The 24,628-nt window shown below is 43.1% G+C and carries 21 protein-coding genes and 2 riboswitches; of the genes, 19 read left to right on the plus strand and 2 right to left on the minus strand.

Annotated features, from left to right (window positions below):
- The first annotated feature begins 111 nt into the window (after nt 1-111).
- The 8 genes from AYJ08_RS11100 to uvrC all read left to right on the plus strand — a co-directional run bounded on the left by AYJ08_RS11100 (nt 112) and on the right by uvrC (nt 6,600).
- Entirely contained in the window at nt 112-699 is a 588-nt protein-coding gene (locus tag AYJ08_RS11100; protein ID WP_064017775.1) for a fatty acid metabolism transcriptional regulator FadR, read from the plus strand.
- 186 nt (nt 700-885) lie between these two features.
- Nucleotides 886-1,662: an enoyl-CoA hydratase gene (locus AYJ08_RS11105; protein ID WP_064017776.1), complete on the plus strand. Its 777-nt coding sequence runs from the start codon at nt 886-888 to the stop codon at nt 1,660-1,662.
- A 12-nt stretch (nt 1,663-1,674) separates the two neighbouring features.
- A complete protein-coding gene (locus AYJ08_RS11110) occupies nt 1,675-2,442 on the plus strand; it encodes an electron transfer flavoprotein subunit beta/FixA family protein (protein WP_031410824.1) in 768 nt (255 codons plus the stop codon).
- A gap of 14 nt (nt 2,443-2,456) precedes the next feature.
- A complete protein-coding gene (locus AYJ08_RS11115) occupies nt 2,457-3,419 on the plus strand; it encodes an electron transfer flavoprotein subunit alpha/FixB family protein (protein ID WP_064017777.1) in 963 nt (320 codons plus the stop codon).
- 234 nt (nt 3,420-3,653) lie between these two features.
- Nucleotides 3,654-3,779: a hypothetical protein gene (locus AYJ08_RS24755; RefSeq protein WP_255365461.1), complete on the plus strand. Its 126-nt coding sequence runs from the start codon at nt 3,654-3,656 to the stop codon at nt 3,777-3,779.
- Between the two features lie 40 nt (nt 3,780-3,819).
- Nucleotides 3,820-4,122 (plus strand): hypothetical protein, encoded by a 303-nt coding sequence (locus AYJ08_RS11120; RefSeq protein ID WP_064017778.1) that lies wholly within the window; start codon nt 3,820-3,822, stop codon nt 4,120-4,122.
- 161 nt (nt 4,123-4,283) lie between these two features.
- Nucleotides 4,284-4,598: a thioredoxin gene (gene trxA, locus AYJ08_RS11125; protein WP_003334951.1), complete on the plus strand. Its 315-nt coding sequence runs from the start codon at nt 4,284-4,286 to the stop codon at nt 4,596-4,598.
- Nucleotides 4,599-4,872: 274 nt separating this feature from the next.
- Complete coding sequence (gene uvrC / locus AYJ08_RS11130) at nt 4,873-6,600, plus strand: excinuclease ABC subunit UvrC (protein WP_064017826.1); 1,728 nt, start codon at nt 4,873-4,875, stop codon at nt 6,598-6,600.
- Nucleotides 6,601-6,602: 2 nt separating this feature from the next.
- Here uvrC and AYJ08_RS11135 read toward each other — a convergent pair whose 3' ends face one another.
- Nucleotides 6,603-7,538 carry an SDR family oxidoreductase gene (locus AYJ08_RS11135; protein WP_082890929.1) on the minus strand — a complete coding sequence of 312 codons (936 nt, stop codon included), beginning with the start codon at nt 7,536-7,538 and terminating at the stop codon, nt 6,603-6,605.
- A gap of 164 nt (nt 7,539-7,702) precedes the next feature.
- Nucleotides 7,703-7,893, plus strand: a riboswitch (Lysine riboswitch).
- A gap of 206 nt (nt 7,894-8,099) precedes the next feature.
- Between AYJ08_RS11135 and AYJ08_RS11140 the strand changes: the two genes are divergently transcribed.
- The 3 genes from AYJ08_RS11140 (at nt 8,100) to metX (ending at nt 11,704) form a co-directional block, all read left to right on the plus strand.
- Nucleotides 8,100-9,338, plus strand: coding sequence for an aspartate kinase (locus AYJ08_RS11140; protein WP_064017779.1), 1,239 nt, complete (start codon nt 8,100-8,102; stop codon nt 9,336-9,338).
- Between the two features lie 180 nt (nt 9,339-9,518).
- Complete coding sequence (locus AYJ08_RS11145; protein ID WP_064017780.1) at nt 9,519-10,340, plus strand: GNAT family N-acetyltransferase; 822 nt, start codon at nt 9,519-9,521, stop codon at nt 10,338-10,340.
- A gap of 51 nt (nt 10,341-10,391) precedes the next feature.
- Nucleotides 10,392-10,502: riboswitch (SAM riboswitch) on the plus strand.
- 104 nt (nt 10,503-10,606) lie between these two features.
- A complete protein-coding gene (metX, locus tag AYJ08_RS11150; RefSeq protein WP_064017781.1) occupies nt 10,607-11,704 on the plus strand; it encodes a homoserine O-acetyltransferase MetX in 1,098 nt (365 codons plus the stop codon).
- Nucleotides 11,705-11,811: 107 nt separating this feature from the next.
- Here the strand turns inward: metX and AYJ08_RS11155 are convergent, their stop codons facing one another.
- Entirely contained in the window at nt 11,812-12,291 is a 480-nt protein-coding gene (locus tag AYJ08_RS11155; protein ID WP_064017782.1) for a DUF2507 domain-containing protein, read from the minus strand.
- Nucleotides 12,292-12,807: 516 nt separating this feature from the next.
- Between AYJ08_RS11155 and AYJ08_RS11160 the strand changes: the two genes are divergently transcribed.
- The 8 genes from AYJ08_RS11160 (at nt 12,808) to AYJ08_RS11195 (ending at nt 24,578) form a co-directional block, all read left to right on the plus strand.
- The gene (locus AYJ08_RS11160) at nt 12,808-13,419 is read left to right on the plus strand and encodes a succinate dehydrogenase cytochrome b558 subunit (RefSeq protein WP_064017783.1); all 612 of its coding nucleotides are present in this window, start codon (nt 12,808-12,810) and stop codon (nt 13,417-13,419) included.
- Nucleotides 13,420-13,437: 18 nt separating this feature from the next.
- Nucleotides 13,438-15,201 (plus strand): succinate dehydrogenase flavoprotein subunit, encoded by a 1,764-nt coding sequence (gene sdhA / locus AYJ08_RS11165; protein ID WP_031410805.1) that lies wholly within the window; start codon nt 13,438-13,440, stop codon nt 15,199-15,201.
- Nucleotides 15,202-15,203: 2 nt separating this feature from the next.
- A complete protein-coding gene (gene sdhB, locus AYJ08_RS11170; RefSeq protein ID WP_064017784.1) occupies nt 15,204-15,953 on the plus strand; it encodes a succinate dehydrogenase iron-sulfur subunit in 750 nt (249 codons plus the stop codon).
- A gap of 198 nt (nt 15,954-16,151) precedes the next feature.
- Nucleotides 16,152-19,976: a S8 family serine peptidase gene (locus AYJ08_RS11175; protein WP_064017785.1), complete on the plus strand. Its 3,825-nt coding sequence runs from the start codon at nt 16,152-16,154 to the stop codon at nt 19,974-19,976.
- Between the two features lie 81 nt (nt 19,977-20,057).
- A complete protein-coding gene (locus AYJ08_RS11180) occupies nt 20,058-20,432 on the plus strand; it encodes a hypothetical protein (RefSeq protein WP_064017786.1) in 375 nt (124 codons plus the stop codon).
- Between the two features lie 149 nt (nt 20,433-20,581).
- A complete protein-coding gene (gene efeO / locus AYJ08_RS11185; RefSeq protein ID WP_064017787.1) occupies nt 20,582-21,457 on the plus strand; it encodes an iron uptake system protein EfeO in 876 nt (291 codons plus the stop codon).
- A gap of 6 nt (nt 21,458-21,463) precedes the next feature.
- Entirely contained in the window at nt 21,464-22,780 is a 1,317-nt protein-coding gene (efeB, locus tag AYJ08_RS11190) for an iron uptake transporter deferrochelatase/peroxidase subunit (RefSeq protein WP_064017788.1), read from the plus strand.
- A 37-nt stretch (nt 22,781-22,817) separates the two neighbouring features.
- Nucleotides 22,818-24,578, plus strand: coding sequence for an FTR1 family iron permease (locus AYJ08_RS11195; RefSeq protein ID WP_064017789.1), 1,761 nt, complete (start codon nt 22,818-22,820; stop codon nt 24,576-24,578).
- Nucleotides 24,579-24,628: the final 50 nt, after the last annotated feature.

Here is a 24,628-nt window from a genome sequence, read left to right on the forward strand (position 1 = left end):
TTATCCAATGCTTGACAGAGCCGGTTCTGTATTATAAACTTTTCTTGAATGAATATTCATTCATTTCTAACAAAAAATAAGGACATCTAAGAAAGTAAAATGGAGGGTAACATGGCCAAAAAAACGGGGGAAAAGTATCAAGCCATTATAAATGCAGCCGTCACGGTGATTGCCAAGCACGGTTATCATAACGCGCAGGTATCGCGGATCGCGAAAGAAGCCAAGGTAGCGGACGGCACCATTTATCTCTATTTTAAAAACAAGGATGATGTTCTTATCTCGTTGTTTAACGAGAAGATGGGACAGTTTGTAGAGAATTGCCGCGAGTTGACTTCTCAGGCTCAAGATGTTTCTGAGAAGGTGCGTATCCTCATTCAGAGTCATCTCAGCCAATTGGCGCAGGATCATAACTTAGCGATTGTGACACAAATTGAGCTGCGTCAGATTAATCCGGAAGTAAGTCAGGGTATTGGAGAAGTATTAAAATCATACTTTAACCTGATTGATGCAGTCGTTCAGGAAGGAATGGACTGCGGTATCTTCCGTTCAGATATTGATGTACGGATGGCACGCACAATGATTTTTGGTACGTTGGATCAGACGGTAACCTCTTGGATTATGAAAGAATGTAAGTATGATCTCGTCTCTCTTGTGGATCCCATTCACAATCTCTTCCTAAAGGGACTCTGCAAAAACTAGACCCCATTCAACCTAGGAAATCTCCATACAGCATTTTGCAAAAGGTCTTCATTATTTCACATCAATAAAACTTGTAAAAACACTTTTGTATAGGGATTTCCTCTGATACAATGTTGCCTAGGTTCTATTTTGTACAAAGCTGATCGGGCGCTCATTCACTCGTTCGGTGTAAAAGGGGGACAAAGCATGTCGTATCCAAATCTTACGCTTGTAACAGAAGGAACTATCGCTATATTGACGATTAACCATCCGCCAGCGAATGCGTTAAATCAAGCTACACTCACCAGTTTGGCTCAGGCTTTGGATGATTTGGAGCAAGATGATCAGGTAAAAGCCATTGTTATTACTGGCGAAGGGCGCTTTTTTATCGCAGGTGCTGACATTAAAGAATTTACTGCACTGGCTGAACAGAGTCCGCAGCAGGTGGCGGAGCGAGGACAACAATTGTTTCTGCGAATGGAGACCTTTTCTAAGCCGATCATTGCTGCAATAAATGGAGCTTGCCTAGGCGGAGGATTGGAGCTTGCCATGGCTTGCCACATCCGTTATGTAGCAAAGGAAGCAAAATTAGGCTTGCCTGAGCTTAATTTGGGACTAATCCCTGGATACGGTGGTACGCAACGTTTGCCGCGTCTGATTGGACGAGGAAAAGCTACACAACTCATACTGACTTCCGATATGATTGATGGAGAAGAAGCTCTTGCGATTGGTTTGGCAGAAGCTGTTTATCCAGTGGAACAGTTATTGGAAGAAAGTAAAAAGCTAGCTCATAAAATTTCAGAAAAGGGTGCGATTTCTGTCAAATACGCACTGGATGCCATTCACAGCGGTGTTGAGCTGGGATTATCTGCTGGAATGAAACGTGAAGCTGAATTGTTTGGGCAGGTATTTACTACTGAAGATATGAAAGAAGGCGTAACTGCTTTTCTTGAAAAACGTAAACCGCAATTTTCCAATCGATAGGAGGTTTCAACCATGAAAATCTTAGTTGCGATGAAGCAGACCTTTGACACCGAAGAAAAGATCATTATTCAGGACGGACTCATTAGTGATGATGGCGTAGAAACGATTATTAATCCTTATGATGAATATGCCATTGAAGAGGCAATCAAGCTACGAGATGATCTTGGCGGCGAGGTTATTGTAATGACCGTAGGCAAAGATGGTGCCGAAAAAGAGTTGCGCACCGCTCTAGCTATGGGAGCCGATCGAGCAGTGCTAGTAGATGATGAATCATTATTTGGTGATGAATATACAACAGCAAAGGTACTAGCGGCCGTTGCCAAAAAAGAAGGATTCGATCTTATCCTAGGTGGACAAATGGCTGTGGATTCGGGCGCAGGTCAAGGTGGTCCTCGTTTAGCTGAAGAGCTATCTATCAACCATGTTTCAACAGCGGTGAAAATTGACATTGAGGGTACGACGGTCCGCGTAGAACGCGATGTGGAAGGAGACACGGAGGTAGTCGAAACCTCCCTGCCGGTCCTAATCACGGCACAGCAAGGCTTAAATGAACCGCGTTATCCATCATTACCAGGCATTATGAAGGCGAAAAAGAAACCATTGGATCGTCTGTCCGCAGATGATTTGGGGCTTACAGCAGAAGAGGTAGCAAGTAAAACCGAGATCGTGTATCAATATGTACCGGAAAAGAAAGAAGCAGGTCGTATCTTGTCAGGTGATATTCCAAGCCAAGTGGCTGAATTAGTGCAACTACTGCGTAACGAAGCAAAAGTGATCTAAGGGAGGACTTCCAAATGGAAAAAGTACTCGTACTAACTGAAGCACGTGATCATCAATTGCGTAACGTTTCCTTGGAGGCATTGGCTGCCGCCCAGATCATAGCAGAGGGTGGCGAAGTAGTAGCTGCTGCATTTGGCAGCGATGCAGATACATATGCCAATGCGCTGGGTGAATACGGAGCGACTAGCCTTTATGCAGTAAAAAATGCAACATTGGACCAATATGCTCCAGATGCTTATGCACAGGCTTTGGTAAAGGTCATTCAAGAGGTGAATCCAGACGCTATCGTAGCAGGGCATACAGCGATTGGACGTGATATCGCACCACGAGTTGCTGCTCGATTAGGATTGGGTCTGATTTCAGATGTGACTAGTGTGGAAGCAGGTCCAGTTTTTACACGACCTATTTATGCAGGGAAAGCCTTTCAAAAGCGTATCTTCTCCGATGACAAAATATTCGTAACGATCCGCCCGAACAACATTGCGCCAGGCGAAGCAAAGCCAGGACAATCCGCTACAGTGGTCGCGGTAGACGTAGAACTAAAGGATCTACGCAGTGTTATTAAAGAAGTCGTTCGCAAAACATCTGGCAAAGTAGATTTATCTGAAGCAAAAGTTATTATCTCTGGTGGTCGCGGCGTGAAGAGCAAGGAAGGCTTCCAGCCGCTAGAAGAACTAGCTGAGGTTCTAGGCGCAGCAGTTGGTGCTTCCCGTGGAGCTTGCGATGCAGATTATTGCGACTATGCACTGCAAATTGGTCAAACAGGTAAAGTGGTAACACCTGATTTATATATCGCTTGCGGAATTTCTGGGGCTATTCAACACTTGGCAGGAATGTCAAACTCCAAAGTGATTGTGGCTATCAATAAAGACCCAGAAGCTCCTATTTTCCAAGTAGCTGACTTTGGAATCGTGGGTGACTTGTTTGAAGTAGTACCGTTGCTAACCGAGGAATTTAAAAAGGTAGTAGTGGGTTAAAACATAACAAATTTGATTGCTTAGACTACGGTCGCTTGAGATGGGACCGTAGTTTTTTGCTTTTGTTGGGAAATTATTTTAGGAAATGGATATGCCGATCATTTCACATAGTCAAACGCTACAACATATTAAGGAACTAATGGATGTAACCTGGACAGATTGTGTTTTGGATAAACGTATTAAACTCGGAATTGAAATACCGTTTTGTGCAAAGGCAATCAAAAGGAACTGGGAATGAATCGAGATACCACACTGTGTTTACCTGAGCTTGCATTTGAAAGTCGAATGACGATTGATTTAGGTGGGGTCGGCTGTGTGATTGAACATGTGGGTGGGATCATTCATCTGATTCCAGTCTAATCTATATTTCTGAAGAAAAAATCTTATTGTAGGCGATTGCTTGTATCCAAATATCTATGCGAGCAAGTGGAATTACACGATTGAGAAATCACGAAGATTAGTAGAACAGCTTGAAAAATATGATGCGGACATTATTTTTCTATCTCACCAAGAGGCCCCTTTAACGAAAGCCGAGTTTGAAGAAGAACTTCTGCTGCTAAAAAATACAGCTTTTCTCGGCGAAAAGTTCCAGGGCGATCAGGAAAAATCAGGAAAGAGATGGCGGCACACCTCCAAAGAGAGTTTAACTGAGGATGAGGAAGAAACGATTTGCTTTTTTGTTCATGGATTTGAGCAACTGTAACGAATGGATTCAACCATTTTGTAGCAGGATAAGATAGAAATAGGAATTATTTTTTCAAAGTATAATGAAAGTATTTTGAGTCATGGTCAATTTTGGCTATAGATGATATACTTTCAGAAGGCTTTAAGTTATTTTTTAAGAGTAAAGGAGGATTTTATCCTATGGCTATTACAAATGCAACCGATCAATCTTTTGCACAAGATATCGAACAAGGTACAGTATTGGTAGACTTTTGGGCTCCATGGTGTGGACCTTGCAAAATGATCGCTCCTGTGCTTGAGGATATGGATAAAGAAGTAGGCGAAAAGCTTAAAATCGTGAAAGTGAATGTTGACGACAATCCAGAATCTGCTGGTAAATTTGGCGTTATGTCCATCCCAACTTTGATTCTTTTCAAAGACGGTCAACCTGTGGACAAAATGGTTGGATTTAAACCAAAAGATGCTTTGATGGAAACAATCAACAAACATCTGTAAGATTGCTGAAAAGAACAAGTGCCGTCTGAGTCGAAATGTACAGCATGCGTTCTAAAAGCCCGGCTCCTGAAAAGGGGTGCGGGTTTTTTTGTTTCCCATCCCAATCTTTATAAGTAGGAAAAAGAGAACAAGTGTGCTAGGATAAAGGATAGGCGAAAAAACTTTGGATTCGGAAGAAATGGATTGAGTACATACTACTAGGAAGGGAGAACGCGACGTGAGTCAGATCAAAGATAAGCTTGCGATATTGCCGGATAAGCCAGGCTGTTATCTAATGAAAAATGCGAATGGCGACATTATCTATGTGGGAAAAGCTAAGGTATTAAAAAATCGCGTTCGTTCCTATTTTACTGGCAGTCATGATGGCAAAACTCAGTTATTAGTAAATGAAATTGCTGATTTTGAATATATTGTCGTCTCTAGCCCGATTGAGGCGCTTATTTTAGAATGTAATCTGATCAAAAAATATGATCCTAGGTACAATATCTTATTAAAAGATGATAAGACATACCCCTATATTAAAATTACCAATGAGGCGCATCCGCGTTTGGAGATCACGCGTCGCCTTTTAAAGGATAAGGCGAAGTATTTTGGACCGTATCCCAATGCGACCGCTGCCCAAGAAGTGAAGAAGCTGCTGGATCGTTTATACCCGCTGCGTAAATGTAAAAATATGCCGAAGCAGGTATGCTTGTATTACCACATGCATCAATGTATGGCACCCTGTGTGTTCGAGGTGGATAAGGCGGAGAATCTACGCATTGTTGATGAGATTGCTAGATTCCTAGATGGCGGCCATAAGGCGACGAAGGAAATCTTAACAGAGAAAATGATGATGGCTGCCGAGAATTTGGAGTTTGAACGAGCAAAGGAATTTCGTGACCAAATTCATAATATTGAAGCAGTCATGGAGAAGCAAAAGATTACATTGACTGATACAGTTGACCGCGATATTTTTGGTTATCATACCGATAAGGGCTGGATGTGCGTTCAGGTCTTTTATATGCGGGGAGGTAAACTAATCGAGCGTGATACAAGCTCGTTTCCTTTTTACGGAGATGCTGTAGAGGATTTCATGTCGTTTGTAGCGCAGTATTATTTTGACAAACAGCAAGCTCTGCCAAAAGAGATTTTACTGCCTGAGGAAAGTGAGCCGGAGCTGATCTCGGAATGGCTAGGAGTAAAAGTGCTGACTCCAAAACGAGGGAAAAAGCATGAATTAATTGATATGGCAAACGAAAATGCTCGCATTGCCCTAGCTGAGAAATTTGCCCTATTAGCAAAGGATGATGCCCGTACTGTGCAGGCTGTCCATAATTTAGGCAACATTATGGGAATAGGAACCCCTCATCGTATTGAGGCCTTTGACAACTCTAACATACAGGGAACAGAACCTGTCTCGGCCATGGTTGTCTTTACCGATGGGAAACCAGACAAGAAGGAGTACCGAAAATATAAAATAAAAACAGTAGAAGGCCCTGATGATTACGGTTCCATGCGAGAGGTTATTTTACGTAGATATTCTCGCCTGTTAAAAGAAAATCAGCCATTGCCAAATCTAATTGTGATTGATGGAGGCAAAGGTCAAATTAGTGCGGCGATGGATGTGTTAGAAAATGAATTAGGGCTGTTCATCCCAGTCTGTGGACTCGCTAAGGACGAGAAGCATAAAACAGCGATGTTACTCTATGGTGACCCGCCTATGCCTGTAGAGCTTAAGCGGGACAGCCATGAGTTTTATTTGTTGCAACGCGTCCAGGATGAGGTACACCGCTTTGCTATCACGTTTCATCGTCAGGCACGTTCGAAAACAATGCTTTCTTCACAATTAGATGAGATACCAGGTATAGGAGAGAAGCGACGGAAGAAGCTGTTTCAGCATTTCGGCTCATTGAAAAAGATGCGGGAAGCAACAGTGGAAGATTTCCGCCAGCTTGGCATTGGTGATAAATTAGCAAGAGATATTATTACGCACTTAAGAGGATTGAAGGATGAGAAATGAGCTTATTTCTTCATAATTTTGTGTAATTGCTTTTTTACAAGCAGCTCTATGAATCTCCAGGGTAATATTTTTTTACTAAAGAGTAAGCTTTTGATGCTTTTTCCAACCGGATAACGGAAGGACGGATTAGAAGCTTTTACAATACGTAATACGGTGTGGACTACTTCTTCTGGATCGCCAGAGTGCATGGCGTTGTGCTTGGCTTGCTGTTGCAAATACTCTAAAAAGGTATGATAGGGAGACTCAGGTGAGAAAGCTGCTGCTTCTATGCTTTTTTCCCATATATCAGTTCGATATGGCCCAGGCTCTATTAGGACCACCTTGATGCCAAATGGGAGCATTTCTAAGCGTAGGGATTCACTGAAGCCTTCTAGTGCATGTTTGGAGGCGGTATAGGGACCAAGCATAGGGAAGCCAAATTGTCCGCAAATGCTGCTCATATTGATAATGAGACCGCTCCTTTGCTCACGCATGGGCTTTAAAACCGCTTGAGTGGTGGCTACCGCTCCAAAAAAATTGGTTTCAAACTGATTGCGCCAGTCCTCTAGGGGGATTTCTTCAGTAAAACCGCCAGTCGCATAGCCAGCATTGTTAATCAATATGTCTATCTTGCCAAATAGTTGTAGCGTTTGGTCGATGGCCTGCGCAATACTATCTTGTTTCGTAACATCTAAGGGGATAATGTGTAAACGATCCTCAATGCTACGGGCTGAAGCCTCTTGAAGAAGAGGCTCTTTTTTTGTTACATCACGCATTGTGGCGATTACTTGATAGCCAGCTTCTGCAAGAGCTATACTAATTTGTTTTCCAAAGCCGCTTGAGCACCCAGTGATAAGAACAACAGACGAGGTGGATTTTGAGTTCAAATGTACAGAGGAGGGAGCTTTATTGTCCGTGTATGCCTCGGTTTGGTTCTGCAAGGTTTTATTATCTTTCATTAGAAAGCCTCCTTTCATATCCTTTTAAAAAGATACGAAAACTATGCTCATTGTATCACGCTAATATCTTCTTATATCCCTTAACAAAAAGAATTGTAACTGAGAAAGTAACGTGATATAATTCTGAATAATCTCATAAGCAACAACCTCACTTCCCTATACAGGAGTGAGGTAGAGGCGCAAAAACCAAGAGTACCCTCCGGAGATATGGGAATCTATGATGGAGCTGGGGAAGGGGAATTTGCCGAAGTGTGCACGCGATACCCAAGCGGTGCATGCTGGGCTTACGTTGAATAAGCGTAAGACTGTCATTTGCATGTCCTACCCGTCATGCAAATGGAGAGCTATCTCACCGGGCTGCTAGAGCTATTATTACTTGCTTTGGCATTTCCGTGAATCAGGGGAAGGAGGGACCGTGTATGTCCAGTTAGGGCAACGACTAGGTATTTCCTTTGTCGTTGCCTTTTTTGTATCTTCAATTCGTAAAAAGCTTTCATTATAAATGAACCAAGGAAGGCATATGATCCAGACTAGCAGAATATACCAGAGGAGAGATTCAAAATGGAAATTGTGGTGCAAAAATACGGGGGAACATCCGTAGGCTCTGCGGAGCGTATTCAAGAGGTAGCACAGAGAATTATCCGTTATAAGGATGCCGGGTATGCCATGGTGGTTGTGGTATCTGCTATGGGAAAAACAACAGATGTGCTTGTCGATTTAGCAAAGGAATTACATGAGAGCCCACCTGCTCGTGAAATGGATATGCTGCTTGCCACAGGAGAACAGGTTTCCATTGCGTTACTTAGTATGGCTCTACAGAGCAGAGGGTACGAGGCTGTGTCCATGACAGGCTGGCAAGCTGGCATTTTAACGGAAGAGAAGCATGGAAAGGCACGCATTAGTACGATTAACAGTCAACGGATTGAGCAAGAATTACAGCAGGGGAAAATTGTCATCGTAGCAGGTTTTCAAGGAGCTAGCGAAAACGGAGAAATTACAACATTGGGACGGGGCGGGTCTGATACTACAGCGGTAACAATTGCGGCTAGTCTCCAGGCTACCTGCTGTGAAATCTACACTGATGTATCAGGGGTATTTACAGCCGATCCGCGCATTGTTTCTCGTGCACAAAAGTTAAGCTCCATTTCATATGATGAGATGCTAGAATTAGCAACTCTAGGAGCTGGTGTATTGCATCCGCGTTCTGTGGAAAGTGCAAAAAAACATCGAGTTCGACTTGTGGTTCGTTCCAGTTTTACAGAAGAAGAGGGAACATTGGTTGAGGAGGAGACAAACATGGAGTTAGGCAAAGTAATCAGCGGAATAGCTCATGACAAAGATGTAGCTTCTATAACGGTTATCGGAATGCCTGTAAAAGTAGGCATGTTATCTTTATTATTTAAAGCATTGGCGGACGCTTCTATTAATGTAGACATCATTATTCAAAGCACCTATCATGACAAAGCAAATAATGTTTCCTTTACGATCTCCGCTGATGATTTACATAGAACGCTGGAGACCTTGGCGGCTCATCAGGAGGAGTTAGGCTTTGAGCATGTGGAATATGAATCTGGCCTTGCAAAAGTTTCAATTGTAGGAGCTGGTATGATAACCAATCCGGGGGTGGCAGCCGATATGTTTAGTCATTTATCCAGCCAGGATATTCTCATTCGGATGGTATCTACCTCTGATATTAAGGTATCTTGTGTTATCCCAGCAGAAAAAGTTGCGCAAGCTGTAGCTACACTGCATACGGCGTTTGGATTGGATGTTTCTGCGGATGCTGTCGTATACGCTTAATTTGTTTTAGATAAAACAGCATGTAGAGTGCTTCAAATGGACAGGGATAGGATTGGATTAATCAAGGAGCCTGGTGGAGAGACTTCCACCGGGCTTTATGTGTTTTTTCTGAATTCTATTGACAAATAGTACACTTTTTCAAATAATGGAGGGAAAAACTTTTGGAGAGGGAATTGCCAAATGATCCGAAAACTAACAGAAGCAGATTATGAAGCATTTATGGAATTGGTATCAAAAGAGAGAAGCTTGAACTTATTTCTTATTGGTGATGTCGAAAATTTTGGCTTCTCTACCCCTTTTCAAGAGTTATGGGGAGAATGGTCAGCGAGTGACCAGACAAAACTCTCTGCGGTGCTCCTGCGGTATTATCACTCATACGTATTTTATGCTTTGGATAGGTTTGATATGGAAGGGTTCAGTGAAATTATCCTTGCTGACAAGAAGCTGGAGGTTTTATCAGGAAAACAAGATTCTTTGCAGGCCTTTGCAAGCCATCTGCCGAAGCATGAGATCAAAACTACCTATTTTGCAGAATTAGAAGATGACTCTCGATTATCTCAGGATGACATCAAGGGATTTGAGGTAAAAAAAGCCACCGTTCATGATGTAAAAAAAATCGTCAGCCTACGTGATCAGATTCAAGAGTTTGGCAGATCTGCTGATGCAGAAGAAGCATTGAAACACACACTGGAAAGCGGTACGGGGAGAACCTATTATGTCGAGGTGAACACAGAAACGGTAGCCTGTGCTTCGACAACAGCCGAGTGTTCGATGGCTGCCATGATTGTTGGTGTTTGTACTCATCCCATTTATCGCAAGCGGGGGTATGCTAGTGCTTGCATGGCAGCGCTGTGCAGGGATGTTTTAGCGGAAGGGCGAAGCTTGTGCTTATTTTATGATAATCAAGCGGCTGGAGCTATTTATAAACGTTTGGGCTTTCAGGACATTGGAATGTGGACGATGTATCAAATAAAAAGAGAAGAATCCTTTTCATTGAAATAGATTGACAATTCTTACTCGAAAGAAGTATGATAAACATAATTATATAGAAATCTCTTATCAAGAGTGGTGGAGGGACTGGCCCGAAGAAACCCGGCAACCCCGCAAGAAGCGGAGAGGTGCTAAATCCAGCAGGCACACATGAAGTAGTCTGGCAGATAAGAGCGGGTCTAGTCGATACGATCAAACCCCTCTTCTCCGGAAGAGGGGTTTTTTAGCACATAGGTACCTGCACTTTAGGGCATCAAGTGGAAATAGGAGGAATTGCATTGAGAAAAGCAACGATTCACAACCTAGAGTTGGAATGTGGCGAGGTGCTCCGTCAAGTGGAAATCGGTTATACAACAAGCGGTACGTACAACTCTGAGCAATCGAATGCAATTTTGGTTTGCCACGCATTAACTGGAGACAGTCAAGTGGTAGGTGATGGTGAAAAGCCAGGCTGGTGGGATGGGCTGATTGGGCCAGGAAAAGCAATTGATACCAATTATTATTACGTGATTTGCACAAACGTCTTAGGTGGCTGTTACGGAACAACAGGTCCTGCAAGTATGAATGCGGAAACTAAAGAGCCATATGCAACTCATTTTCCTGTTGTGACGATCCGAGACATGGTACGCGCCCAATACAAGCTCATTGAGCAACTGGGGATTTCTCATCTTTATGCGGTCATTGGCGGTTCGATGGGTGGTATGCAGGTTTATGAGTGGGCGGTTGAATATCCCCAAATGATGGATGTAGTGATCCCAGTGGCTACCTGCGCTCAGTTATCAGCTATGGCCATTGCTTACAATGATGTGGCAAGGCAAGCGATTTGTAATGATCCAGATTGGAATAATGGACATTATTATCCTCAGTTAGGTCCTATTCGCGGGTTGGCAACAGCGCGTATGGTTGGCATGATTACATACCGGACAGCCGAATTATTTGAAGAACGATTTGGCAGGGCCCATCAAGGAACCGTGCATGCCGACTTAGTGGATACCACATTTGAAGTGGAAAGCTATTTACGTTATCAAGGCGATAAGCTCGTGCAGCGCTTTGATGCAAATAGCTATCTGTATCTCCTAAAAGCAATGGATACACACGATATTGGTAGGGGAAGGGATGGGATTGAAAACGCATTGTCGCGTATCAAAGCCAAGGTAGTCTGTATAGCTATTTCCAACGATTTGTTGTATCCAATTCCTCATCAGCTTTGGCTATCCTCTACGTTAAAACAACAGGGGAAGGATGTTGATTTTTTTGCAATTGACTCCGTATTTGGACATGATGGTTTTTTAGTTGAAATGGATAAAATGGCTCAGCTAGTAGGGCCTTATTTTCCTGTAACAGTAAAAGAGCAACAAACATCATTGATTGGATAACCAGCTTATCAGATGATGAAGAGAAAGCAGACAGGTAGGAAACCATGACAATGACAACTAGTAATGATGTAAACGTATATAAGAGCTCTGCACGTAAAAACAGGTTGTTACCCTGAGATAACAACCTGAATGTGTGCAGTTGGTTCTTTTTTTTTGTCCTTTCCCAGAAGAGTGAGTGTGGCATTTGACTCACGCTCTAACCACTTGCCAATAGATCCGGCAATAAAGCCTGTCTCAAACTGTAGGGTGCGTTCTAGTCGATTTGTAGTCTGCATGGTAAGATGAGGATGTGTCAGGAGATATTCAATTTGTCCAGCTGTACTCAAGGTTAATTCCAGCTTTCCTAAGCCGAGCTGGATGAAGGCTAATATCAGATCTTCTGCCGCATCTATATGATAGGTCTCACCTATCTCTTTCCCCATCCAATAAAGAATAGGAGCTTCGCAATCTCCCAGTAATTCCTGAGTGACTACATTTCGAAAAAAGAGATGACCGGCAAAAGGCATGTTCATTTGTTGCATGCGCTGACGATCATATACTGAAAACTCAGGTAAAAGCTGTTGTAGGATATCAGTAGCTTGTCTCACTCTTGCTCGTCCTCCTTTTGTGTATGATTTCTATTCTATGAAAGAAAAAAACAATTATGCTAAGACTAGGGAAATGATAGGAGTAAATGAGGGATGAGTCAGATATATCTGATAGATACGTGGTCATAATAAGAATAAATGACAAGAAAAGCTAGGAATGATATAGATTACAATTAATCTAAGAATGTATTAAGTCTATTCAATTGCTTGACGCTACTAAGAGGTAGGAGTACAATTGGTTTTGGTCACATAATTTCCAATCTTTATTCTTTATTTAGACACAACTCGTTTGCGCCCGCGGTTTTTTATGCGTTGGATTGACAGACTTTTGAAACCATTTCGCAAACTGGAAACATTTTGTGTTTCCCTATTGAGGGGTTGGTTTTTCGTGAATAGAGGATGTTCTTCCAAAGTGGAAGCGGAGCGGAACATGTGTCTTGCTTGAACCTGCATGGTGATGGCATAGGTATTGTAAGATAACATTTTCCACACATCAATGAAGGGGGGACCCAAGGCATGGCAAGTAAGAAAAACTTCGCTTTGCACAAGCTTCACACTCTACTCGGGTTGTTTCCGATCGGGTTGTTTTTACTGTTCCATTTAACGGCGAACTTTCAAGCAACCAAAGGGCCGGAAGCATTTAACGAAGCGGTTGGCCTAATTGAAAAGGCACCGTTCTTATTGTTTTTGGAATTTGCATTCATTTATCTCCCACTGTTGTTCCACGCCATTTACGGTCTATATCTTGCATTTCAAGCAAAACCGAACAATGGCAACTACTCGTTTTTCCGCAATCAAATGTATCTCTGGCAGCGTATTACAGGTGTTTTCACGCTGATTTTCGTAGCGTGGCATGTATGGCAAACACGTATTGCCAAAGCACTTGGTACTGTCGAAATTAACTATGACCTCATGCATGATATTTTCACTAACCCAGTAATGATAGCGTTTTACGCTGTAGGTGTTCTATCCGCTGTGTTCCACCTTTGCAATGGTGTATGGTCGTTCTTAGTGCATTGGGGCATTACAGTAGGGCCGCGTTCACAACGTATGGCAACTTATTTCACCATGATCCTGTTCGTAGCATTATCCTACGTAGGCTTGCGTGCCGTATTCGCATTCGTGTAAGAGAAGGGGGAATAAAACATGGCGAAGGGTAAATTAATTATTGTCGGCGGTGGCCTAGCTGGACTAATGGCGACAATTAAAGCAGCAGAAAAAGGGGTAGCCGTAGAACTTTTTTCCCTAGTTCCGGTTAAGCGCTCTCACTCAGTCTGTGCGCAGGGCGGTATTAATGGAGCTGTTAATACCAAAGGGGAAGGCGACTCTACTTGGGAACACTTTGATGACACGATTTATGGCGGTGACTTCCTAGCGAACCAACCACCAGTAAAAGCAATGTGTGATGCTGCACCTGGTATCATTTATATGCTAGACCGTATGGGAGTTATGTTCAATCGTACTCCGGAAGGATTGCTAGACTTCCGTCGCTTTGGGGGAACGAAGCATCACCGTACTGCATTTGCTGGAGCAACCACAGGACAGCAATTACTGTATGCACTAGATGAGCAAGTACGCCGTTATGAGACGGAAGGACTTGTGAAAAAATATGAGTACTGGGATTTTCTCGGCGCAGTTCTTGATGATGCGGGTGTCTGTCGTGGGATAACTGCACAGAGCATGCGTTCAGGTGAAATTAAAGCCTTCCATGCGGATGCAGTTATCATGGCGACTGGTGGCCCTGGTATTATCTTTGGTAAATCTACCAACTCTATTATTAACACAGGTACAGCGGCATCTGCGTTGTATCAACAGGGTGTTATTTACGCAAACGGAGAATTTATCCAAATTCACCCAACTGCTATTCCTGGCGATGATAAACTACGCCTCATGTCTGAATCAGCTCGTGGAGAAGGCGGCCGCATTTGGACGTATAAAGATGGGAAACCATGGTACTTCTTAGAGGAGAAATATCCCGCATACGGAAACCTTGTGCCACGCGACATTGCGACTCGCGAAATTTTCCATGTCTGTGTAGATATGAAATTGGGTATCAACGGTGAAAACATGGTGTATTTGGACCTGTCTCATAAAGATCCAAAGGAATTGGATGTAAAACTAGGCGGTATCATTGAAATTTATGAAAAATTTGTTGGGGAAGATCCACGAAAAGTACCAATGCGCATATTCCCAGCAGTTCACTATTCCATGGGCGGTATGTGGGTAGATTACAACCAAATGACAAATATCCCGGGCCTTTTTGCTGCAGGTGAGTGCGATTATTCTCAACATGGCGGTAATCGTCTGGGTGCGAACTCGCTGTTGTCTGCTATTTATGGCGGTATGGTTGCTGGTCCGAATGCAATCAATTACATCAACTCGTTGGATAAGCTCTCAGATGATCTTCCAAGTAGCTTATTTGACAGCTATTCCAAGCAAGAACAAGAGAAGTACGACAACATCTTAAAAATGGACGGTACAGAAAATGCGTACGTAATCCATAAAGAGTTGGGCGAGTGGATGACTGATAACGTAACAGTGGTTCGCTACAATGATCGATTGCAAAAAACAGATGATAAGATTTTGGAGCTCATGGAGCGCTACAAAAACATCAACATTCAAGATACACAGCAATGGAGCAACTCTGGAGCACAGTTTACACGTCATTTGTGGAACATGCTTGTTCTAGCTCGTGCCATTACAATTAGTGCCCTAAAACGTGATGAAAGTCGCGGCGCACACTACAAGCCTGATTTCCCTGAGCGTGATGACGATCGCTTCATGAAAACAACAATGGCGAAGTATAATCCAGAAACAACAGCGCCAGAAATCTATTATGAGGATGTAGACGTTTCCTTAATCAAACCACGTAAGCGTGACTATACCAGTGATAAAAAAGGAGGGAAATGATCATGGCTGATCGTTTAATCCATCTGATCGTTACCCGACAAGACACACCTGATTCCACGCCTTATAAAGAAGAGTTTAAAATTCCATATCGTCCAAATATGAACGTAATTTCAGCGTTAATGGAAATTCAACGCAACCCGGTTAACTCTCAAGGGCAGAAGACTAAACCTGTCATTTGGGAATCTAACTGTTTAGAAGAGGTGTGCGGTGCTTGCTCGATGGTCATTAACGGAAAACCACGCCAAGCCTGTTCCGCTCTAATTGATAAGTTAGAACAACCAGTGCGTATCGAGCCGATGAAAACGTTCTCTGTACAACGCGATTTAACTGTAGATCGCAGCCGTATGTTCGATGCTTTAAAACGGGTGAAAGCATGGATTCCGATCGATGGTACCCATGATTTAGGACCAGGACCACGAATGGCGGAAGCAGATCGCCAATGGGCATACGAACTATCTAAATGTATGACCTGCGGTGTGTGTTTAGAAGCATGTCCGAACGTAAATGATAAATCTCCGTTTATTGGTGCATTTGCCATTTCACAGGTGCGTCTGTTTAATGAGCATCCGACAGGAAAAATGAACAAGCATGAGCGTTTAGATTCCCTGATGGAGGAGGGTGGAATTAGCTACTGCGGTAACTCGCAAAACTGCGTACAGTCTTGCCCGAAAGGCATCCCGCTTACTACTTCCATTGCTCATATGAACAAAGAGACAACGAAGCATGCTATTAAATCCTTCTTCTTCTCGTAAGAAGATGCCTTCTTACCTTTTTATACGACATGAATTCAGAAAAAGCCTTCTCAATAGTGAGAGGGCTTTTTTTTATTTTGAAAAAATTGGTAGTATGCTTTCCTTCCCTTGTAATGGTACGGGTGTATACCCATAAGCTTCCTTTGGCAAACTGATGAAGATACTACATGAAGAATTTTCACCAGGAGGGGGCTGCGTATGAAGAAACAAATGATCAAAGTGCTTGTTACCGGTGCAGTTGTACCGTTGCTATATTATCCGGTCAGTTACGTTGGAGCAGATACCGTTTTACATAACCACAAGACGATTGATAACACGCAGCAAATCATTTCACGTGAACAAATTCAAAAGGATATTCGGGAGGCGACTAGTGCTTCTTTTCCAAAAAAAGCAGGCGGTCATTCCCCGGGCAATCTTTTTAACATGCTTCAGAATCAAGCAAACGAATGGAATGCCTTGAAGCATGTGATGAAAGGAGAGTCTGTGGCTAAAGCTGGAAAATCTACTTTGTCGATGATCGAGGCAGATAGAGCCTGGCAGGAGTTGGGTGTAAAAGGGGAAGGGATGCTGATTTCCATTGTGGATACAGGCATTAATCATAAACACCCTGATTTTCCAGCACCTCACGATAAACAAGCAGCACAAAAAAAGTCTGGAACATCGCAAAAGGTTATTACCGGATATAATTGGGCTGATCGCAATCAAATAACTCAAGATGTAGGGGAATCTCAGCATGGTGTGCATGTAGCGGGAATAGTAGCTGGAAATGGCAAAGTAAAAGGGGTTGCACCCGAAGCTCAATTGCTTAGCGAAAAAGTTTTTAGCAATTATCAGGGTAGCATTTCTGGGCTTAGTGAATCCATTTTATTTGCAATGACCGATTCTATTGCTAAAAAAGCAGATGTGATTAATCTTAGTCTGGGGTCTTCCGCTGGATATGTAGATGAGACGAATACCGAACAGTATGCGGTCAAAAATGCTGTCGACAGTGGTGTTATCGTAGTCGCAGCAGCTGGGAACGATGCTTATTTTGGTAGTGATAAAGTAAAGCGAGTCAATCCCGATTACGCCATGATCGGGTCACCTGGACTGGCTCCAGATGCTTTTAGCATTGCATCGGTTAATGCAACTACGTTTGCTGGCAATAGTTTTGCACTTGAGGGTGTCGATCAGTTGCCGCGAGTGGTCTATTTGACGGGAGTTCCAATCAGTGGAAGCCCGTTGCAACCTGAGCAGTATTTATCCCAGTCACATGAAATGGCGTATGTTGGGAAAGGGAAGAAAGAGGATTACAATGTTAGTGTTAAAAATAAAGTCGTTTTAATTGAACGCGGGGATATCACCTTTGATGAAAAGCTGCGTCTAGCTAAGGAAGCGGGTGCGGCTGGTGCTCTTATTTATAACAATCAAGCAGGTCCCTTTTTGATGAGTGGAAATGAGAGTAAAAATATACCAAGCGCATCTATTTTAAAATCAATGGGCGAAGCAATGGCAGAGAAATTGAAAAAGGGAAAAAAGGTAAAAATTACTTTCGATGGCCAGTTTGCACAAAATGAATTGCCATATCCAGAAGGGGGAACCATGTCCTCCTTTTCCTCATGGGGACCAACGCCGGATTTACAATTTAAACCGGAGATAGCTGCACCTGGTGGTGGAATCTTATCCACCGTTTCGCAAGACGGATATGGAGTGAAAAGTGGTACATCAATGGCAACTCCGCACGTTGCAGGAGCAATGGCCTTACTCAAGCAGTATTATCAAAAACAAGGATATTCCTTAGAAGGACGAGAGCTGGTTGAAACTCTAAAAGCAGTAGCCATGAACACAGCTCAGCCTGTACTTGATCCACGTACGTCTAAGACAAAGAATGAAAAGCTCCCGCCCCTTCCTTATTCGCCTCGTGTGCAAGGGGCAGGCATCATGCAGGTGGTAAAAGCTGCAAAATCTCCCGTTGTTATTACTAATAAAGAGGGAAAAGCAGGTGTATCCTTAGGGCAAATCGGTGAGAAACGAACGTTTAGCCTCATCATTTCTAACAAATTCGGCAAAGAGCCACTCACGTACACACTCAGTGATGAATTCGGTGTGTTAACTGATCAGATAGAGAATGGATACTTTAGCATGAGAGAGACCCGATTGCCTGGGGCGAAGATTCAATTCCAAACCCCAAGCGTCACAGTAGCTCCCGGTCAAAAACAAGAAGTTCAGGTAACCGTAACTGTGCCAAAGACTGCTCCTAAACAAAGATTTGTGGAAGGATATTTACTATTTACCCCCAAACAAGCTCAGGTACCTGCTTTGCGGGTTCCCTATTATGGTTTTTATGGAGAATGGAATGAACCAAGAATCATGGACGCTCCTATGTGGAGCGCTGAGAGTCAGGAAAAGCTAACCAGTGTCAAAACAACATGGTATCACGATAAAGAAAGTGACAAATGGCGTTTCCGGGACGCACTGGGTGTAAATGGTGTAGATGAGAATGGCCATGTATTAATCAACCCAGACCATATTGCTTTTTCACCCAATGGAGATGGTCATTATGATAAGGCAGCGCCATCTATTACGTTCTTACGTAATGCGCGAGAGCTTTCTATTAATGTTACAGATTCAACAGGTCAAGTTGTTCGATCTCTCGTCAAAGATGGGAAGGTAAATAAATTTGACCAGTCAAGAAAAGGCGATTCCTTTTTCTTCACGGAGAAAGAAGAGTGGGCTTGGGACGGAATGATTTATTCCTCAGATAAAGGGGCCTATGTACCAGCGCCTGATGGGTCATATCGATTTGTCATCCGTGCGAAAAATGATGGAAGCAACGCCAAGTGGCAGACGCTTACCCTACCTGTACGCGTGGATCGTCAAGCGCCGCACATCACAGCGCAGCTAAATAAAAATAAACTTCAGTGGCAGACAAAAGATAAGGATATTCAAGGGTATCTGCTGTATGTAGATGGGAAAAAAACAGGTGGACCTTATGCCCCGACGATTACACAAGCAGTAGTTAGTCAGCCACACAAAAAAATGACGCTGGTTGCCTATGATTACGCGGGTAACATCTCCTATACTCATATCAATGGACAAAGTGATTTTACACCGCCGGGCATCGAGTTTCCTGATCAGATTTTTCACCAAATCATGGTTAGCAATCAAAATCATGTTGCTATTCGTGGCAAGGTGACAGGCGAAGACATGATGGATCGGGTTAAGCTTACGATCAAAGAGCAATCGGTAAAAGTGGAACCAGACGGTCGATTCCAGACTGTACTAGACTTGCCAGAAGGAATACAATATGTACCTTATAAAGTGACAGATGCATTTGGAAACACCCGTGAATTTACACAACGGATTATCGTGGATAAAACGCCGCCTATTTTGCAATTTGTAAACGATGGTAACGAGGATATTGTGTTTGACGCGACCAGTAAAAAGATCGTGGTCCCTCTGCGCTGGATGTATCGTGATATGAATTACAAAGGAAGATTGAAGGTTAATGGTGAAATAATTGCAAGCTGGGAAGAGGATCAGATTGAGAAGCCTGTTCATAAATACTTTTCACATCAAATTGCTCTTAAGCATGGTGAAAATAAGGTTTTAGTTGAGGCGATGGACGAAGCGAAGAACCTGACAACACAATCTGTTATATGCTATGCAGATGCAACGACAGGATCAGTGGTTGTTATGCAGGACCAAAAACGTATTACGTACAAGGCACTTCCTGCTAAGCCGCTTTCTGTAGGTTTTGCAAAGCCAAGCTATGACGATACAGCAGGTTCTACACTCCATGTGAGAGGACGGGTCATTAAACAATCTGATACAGAGCTGTCCTTTTACTATGGCGATCAGCGTTTGTACGGTGATGTAAGCGATCAGGGAGATTTTCTGTTAGAAATTCCACGGGTAAAAGAAGGCAGAGAAACGATCACCGTAGTGGCACACGATCTATTAGGGCGAGAAACAAAGGCTCAGGCTATAGTGACAGGCAGTAAATTACAATCAAAGCGGCTAAAGCCTAATCGGCAAGAATAAGTGAATGTTTTTATACCTATAAAAAAGAGTGGCCATCAAAGGAATGGTCGCTCTTTCTTTCATCATGAAGAGGTGAGGCTTGTGTTTTATCATGGCATTCATGACAAATATGTTATTGAGCATTACCCAATCCTATCGCCGCGACGAACGGCTCCCTATAAGCATGGCAAGGATTTAGCCGACAGAATGCATTTAATTGAGCAGTTTGGTCTTGAACCAATTCATTTATTAGAAGAGAGCAGGGAGTATTCTCAAGACATTTGCTTACAAGAGTGTCGCCGCTTCGGAAATATGGTGTTTTCCTTCCAATCTTTACCTACTCCCGTATGGCAATTAAGCAAGCATGAAATTGGGGTTCCCATTCTTGATTTGCGAAAAACAGTAGCTATTTATGCTACACAGGAGCACGAGTTAATCAAAAATTTATTTCCATCCATCCCCTATGTAATCATGTAATTCTAAGTAAAAGCTTGTTTTTACTAGGAATTATCGTTTGTCAAGAGCCTTTGAAAATGAGAGCAAAAAAGCTATTGATAATGATTATCATTCGTATTATAATGTGGTACGAACTTATTTCTATTTCTAACAATTAAGGGGAGTACTTCATGAAAAAGTCTATTTTTACACTATCAACAATATTTGTAGTGGGTGCATCACTTCTTGGATGCACGCAGCAATCTCAACCAACACAAGCAGATAACAAGGTTGCCCAAACAGATGCTGCACAAAAGGTAGAAGAGAAAAAAGATGCGAAAGATACCTTAAAAGGTGTAGCTGAAGCATATCGAACCTATTCTATTGATCAGATCGATCAATTTGTGGTTTCTACTGAAAAATTCGTAACTGCAGTAAAAACAGGCGATATGGAAACAGCGAAGAAATTATATGCTCCATCACGCATGTACTACGAGCGCATTGAGCCAATTGCAGAATCCCTAGGAGATTTGGACCCTAAAATTGACGCTCGTGACGGTGATGTACCAAAAGAAGAATGGGGCGGCTTCCATAAGATAGAGCAAGGTCTATGGGTAAACAAAACAACAAAAGGCTCTGAAAAAGTGGCTGATCAGTTGCTAAATGATGTAAAGCTATTGCGTGCTAAGGTAGAAACAGTAGAAGTGACACCAGAGCTTCTGGTAACAGGTGCGGTTGATTTGTTAAATGAGGTATCATCCTCTAAGGTAACAGGAGAAGAAGAGCGTTACTCTCACACTGACTTGTATGACTTCGCTGCCAACGTAGAAGGAGCGCAAAAAATATATGAGCTGTTGCAACCAGCCTTGGTAGCAAAGGATCAGAAGTTATCAGATGAAATCAAAAAACGTTTTGATGATGTATTTGGATTATTGGCACCTTTCAAAAAAGGGGAAGATTACGCTTCTTATACTGAATTAAAACCAGATCAGGTCAAAAAACTTAGCCAAGCCATTGATGCACTTGCCGAGCCACTGTCTAAAATTGGTGTTGTGCTGGAGGGATAGGCATCTATGAAAGAAGAACGTGAGAAAAAACATCACGAGCAACAACAGAACACAACTTCTGATCAAAACGAAACAAAGGTTTCGCGCCGAGATATGCTTAAAATGGTTGGGGTTGGAGGACTTGGACTTTTAGTCGGAGCTAGTGGAATGGGCGGTGTCATTGCTGCAGCTAACCACTTACAGGGTAAATCAGACAAGACAAAGGATAAATCAGGTCGTATGAAAGCTGATACTGTTCCTTTTTACGGAGAATATCAAGCAGGCATTACTACAGAAACGCAAAACTTTGTCTATGTAGCAGCTTTTGACTTAACGACAACCAAACGCTCTGATGTCATAGCGCTTTTTAAAGATTGGACCAAAGCTACAGAAAATATGACACAGGGCCTGCCAGTGGAGGATACGAAAACAAGTCAGTATCTCCCGCCGGTGGATACGGGGGAAGCAGAAGGACTGTCTGCTTCCCAGCTTACCATTACATTTGGTGTTAGCGCTCAGTTTTTTGTCAAGGACGGCATTGATCGTTTTGGGATTAAATCGAAACGTCCGCAAGCTTTAATCGAGCTGCCACACTTTGCACAGGATGCTCTTCAGCCCGAATGGACAGGAGGAGATATTGTTGTACAGGTATGTGCAGATGACCAGCAGGTAGCGTTTCATGCATTGCGCAATCTGATTAGACGAGCGAGAGGAGTCGCGACGATGCGTTGGAATCAAGCCGGTTTCCAACGTACCAAGCAGGCTGATCTAAAGGGTGAAACGGTGCGTAACCTGTTTGGTTTTAAGGATGGCACAGGTAATCCTAATGTGAACGATCCGGCACAGCTTAATCAACATGTCTGGGTACAGCCTAGTGATGGGCCAGATTGGATGGCAGGCGGTTCCTATATGGTTTATCGCCGCATTCAGATGCGTCTTGAAGTTTGGGATCGTACGAATTTGAGTGATCAAGAACTGACATTTGGCCGACATCGAGATAGTGGTGCTCCCCTAGGAGGAACAGACGAGTTCGAACCGCTACAGCCCGAGAAATTGCCGGATGTTTCCCATGCCCGAATTGCGCATGGAGATGGTTCCATCAAAATTTTACGCAGATCCTATTCTTATGCAGATGGTATGGATGCGAAAACGGGAACTCTTAACGCCGGCCTCTTGTTTATATGCTACCAGCGAGACCCGATTAAGCAATTTATTCCGATGCAGCATCGTTTGGCGAAGAATGATAAGTTAAACGAGTATATTGTTCATCGCGGAAGCGGGTTGTTTGCTTGCTTCCCAGGGGTAAAAAAGGGGAGCTATATAGGTGAGGGCTTGTTCCAGTAGTAACATAGATCTATAAGGAGTAGGAGTTGTGAGCCCTATGTGGTTTTTAAAGAGTAAACAGCGTATGATAGCCATGTTTATGATGGCTACTTTTTTGATGGCTGTAAGTATGCCAGCTTGGGCTACAGAAGCGACAGATCGCCTTTTTGTCACGATGTCTGATGCCTTCTTGAAGACAAAAGAGCAGGATTGGCCTCATGTAGAAGCGACGATCACCACGTTTGCAGGGGAATGGACGAAAGAGAGAACCGATATTCCTCAAGCCAAAGAGGTTGACAATGCAATAGCGCACGTACAGGCAGAGTTACAGAAAGAAACAAAGGATGATAAGGCCATTTATGCTGGTCTGCAACAACTGTCCAAAGCCCTGAGAACTTACGAAGAAACGATAGCTCCTCCCAAACAGGAGAATCAACAGAAGCTAAAGGATGTTCTTGCCCAACTGGAAAAATGGCAAAAGGATGTCAACCAGCAAAGCCAACCAGAGATGCTTAAGGCTTATCAAGCCTTGGATAGAAATTGGACGAGAGCAGAATTAATTGTCCGCAATAAAAGTATCGTGGCATACGGTGATATTGAGAAACAAATGGCTTTTGTACGCATTGCGTTAAATGCCGAACCGCTGGATTTGAAAAAGGTAGCTGAAAAAATGGACGGACTCCACCAATCTATCCAGGCATTTTTAGATGGAAAAACAAGTGGAGACGCCCCAGCAGAAGGGACTTACTCTGTTCAAAGCTTGTTGGATTTGCTTTCGACCACAATCTCTGCTATAGGAGCCAATGATAATGCTACGGCTATTGATACCCTTAATCAATTTTTAACGATTTGGCCACTGGTCGAAGGTGAAATTATGACGAGGGCACCTAGCTTGTATGCAAAAGTGGAGAATGAAATTCCATTAGCTATTAGTGAACTTAGCTCTAAGGTTCCCAAGACTTCACAGGCTACTGATCGCTTGACTCAGCTACAGATTGATCTTGCTCCCTATGTGTCGAGCGGCTCTTATCATATGTGGGATGCAGCGGTGATTTTATTACGCGAAGGATTTGAGGCTTTAATAATCGTAGCAGCCTTACTTTCCTTTCTGAAAAAAACCAACCACGCCCATCAACAGAAATGGATTTGGGCAGGTGTGATTGTCGGAATTATATGTAGTGGTTTGCTGGCTGTTGGTATCCAGCTATTCTTTTCTCAAGCGACAGCAGGTGCAAGCCGTGAATACTTAGAAGGCGTTTTCGGAATTGCGGCTGTTATCATGATGGTGCTGGTAGGGAATTGGTTGCACAATAAGTCCAACATTCATAATTGGAATGTTTATCTTAAAGGTCAGGTAGAATCGGCAGTTGCTAAGGGCGGGCTATGGGCCATGGCAACCGTTAGCTTTCTAGCAATCTTCCGTGAAGGTGCGGAAACCGTTATTTTCTATATTGGTTTAGCTCCATCCATTACGATGAAGGAATTGCTAGCAGGGATTGCCCTTGCGTTAGCTATCTTGTTGGTTGTCGGATTTGTGCTGATTCGTTACAGTGTAAAACTGCCGATTCGCTTCTTCTTTACGACAGCCACAGTTGTTATTTATGCGCTAGCCTTCAAAATTGTCGGAGTCAGTGTGCATGCATTGCAAATCACTAAATCCTTACCTGTTCATCCGATAAGCCAACTACCATTGTGGGAAGGAATTGGATTATTCCCAACCATGGAAACTGTGCTGTCACAGGCTGTTTTATTGATAGTTGTATTTGGGGTGTTTGCTTGGACTCACAAACGAGCTAAAAAACCCGTGATTCCTGCATAAGAGTAATAGGATAAAAAAGAGTCCGATCAAATTGATGATCGGGCTTTTTT

This window comes from Brevibacillus sp. SKDU10 (assembly GCF_001645205.1).
Taxonomy (GTDB): Bacteria; Bacillota; Bacilli; order Brevibacillales; family Brevibacillaceae; genus Brevibacillus_B; species Brevibacillus_B halotolerans.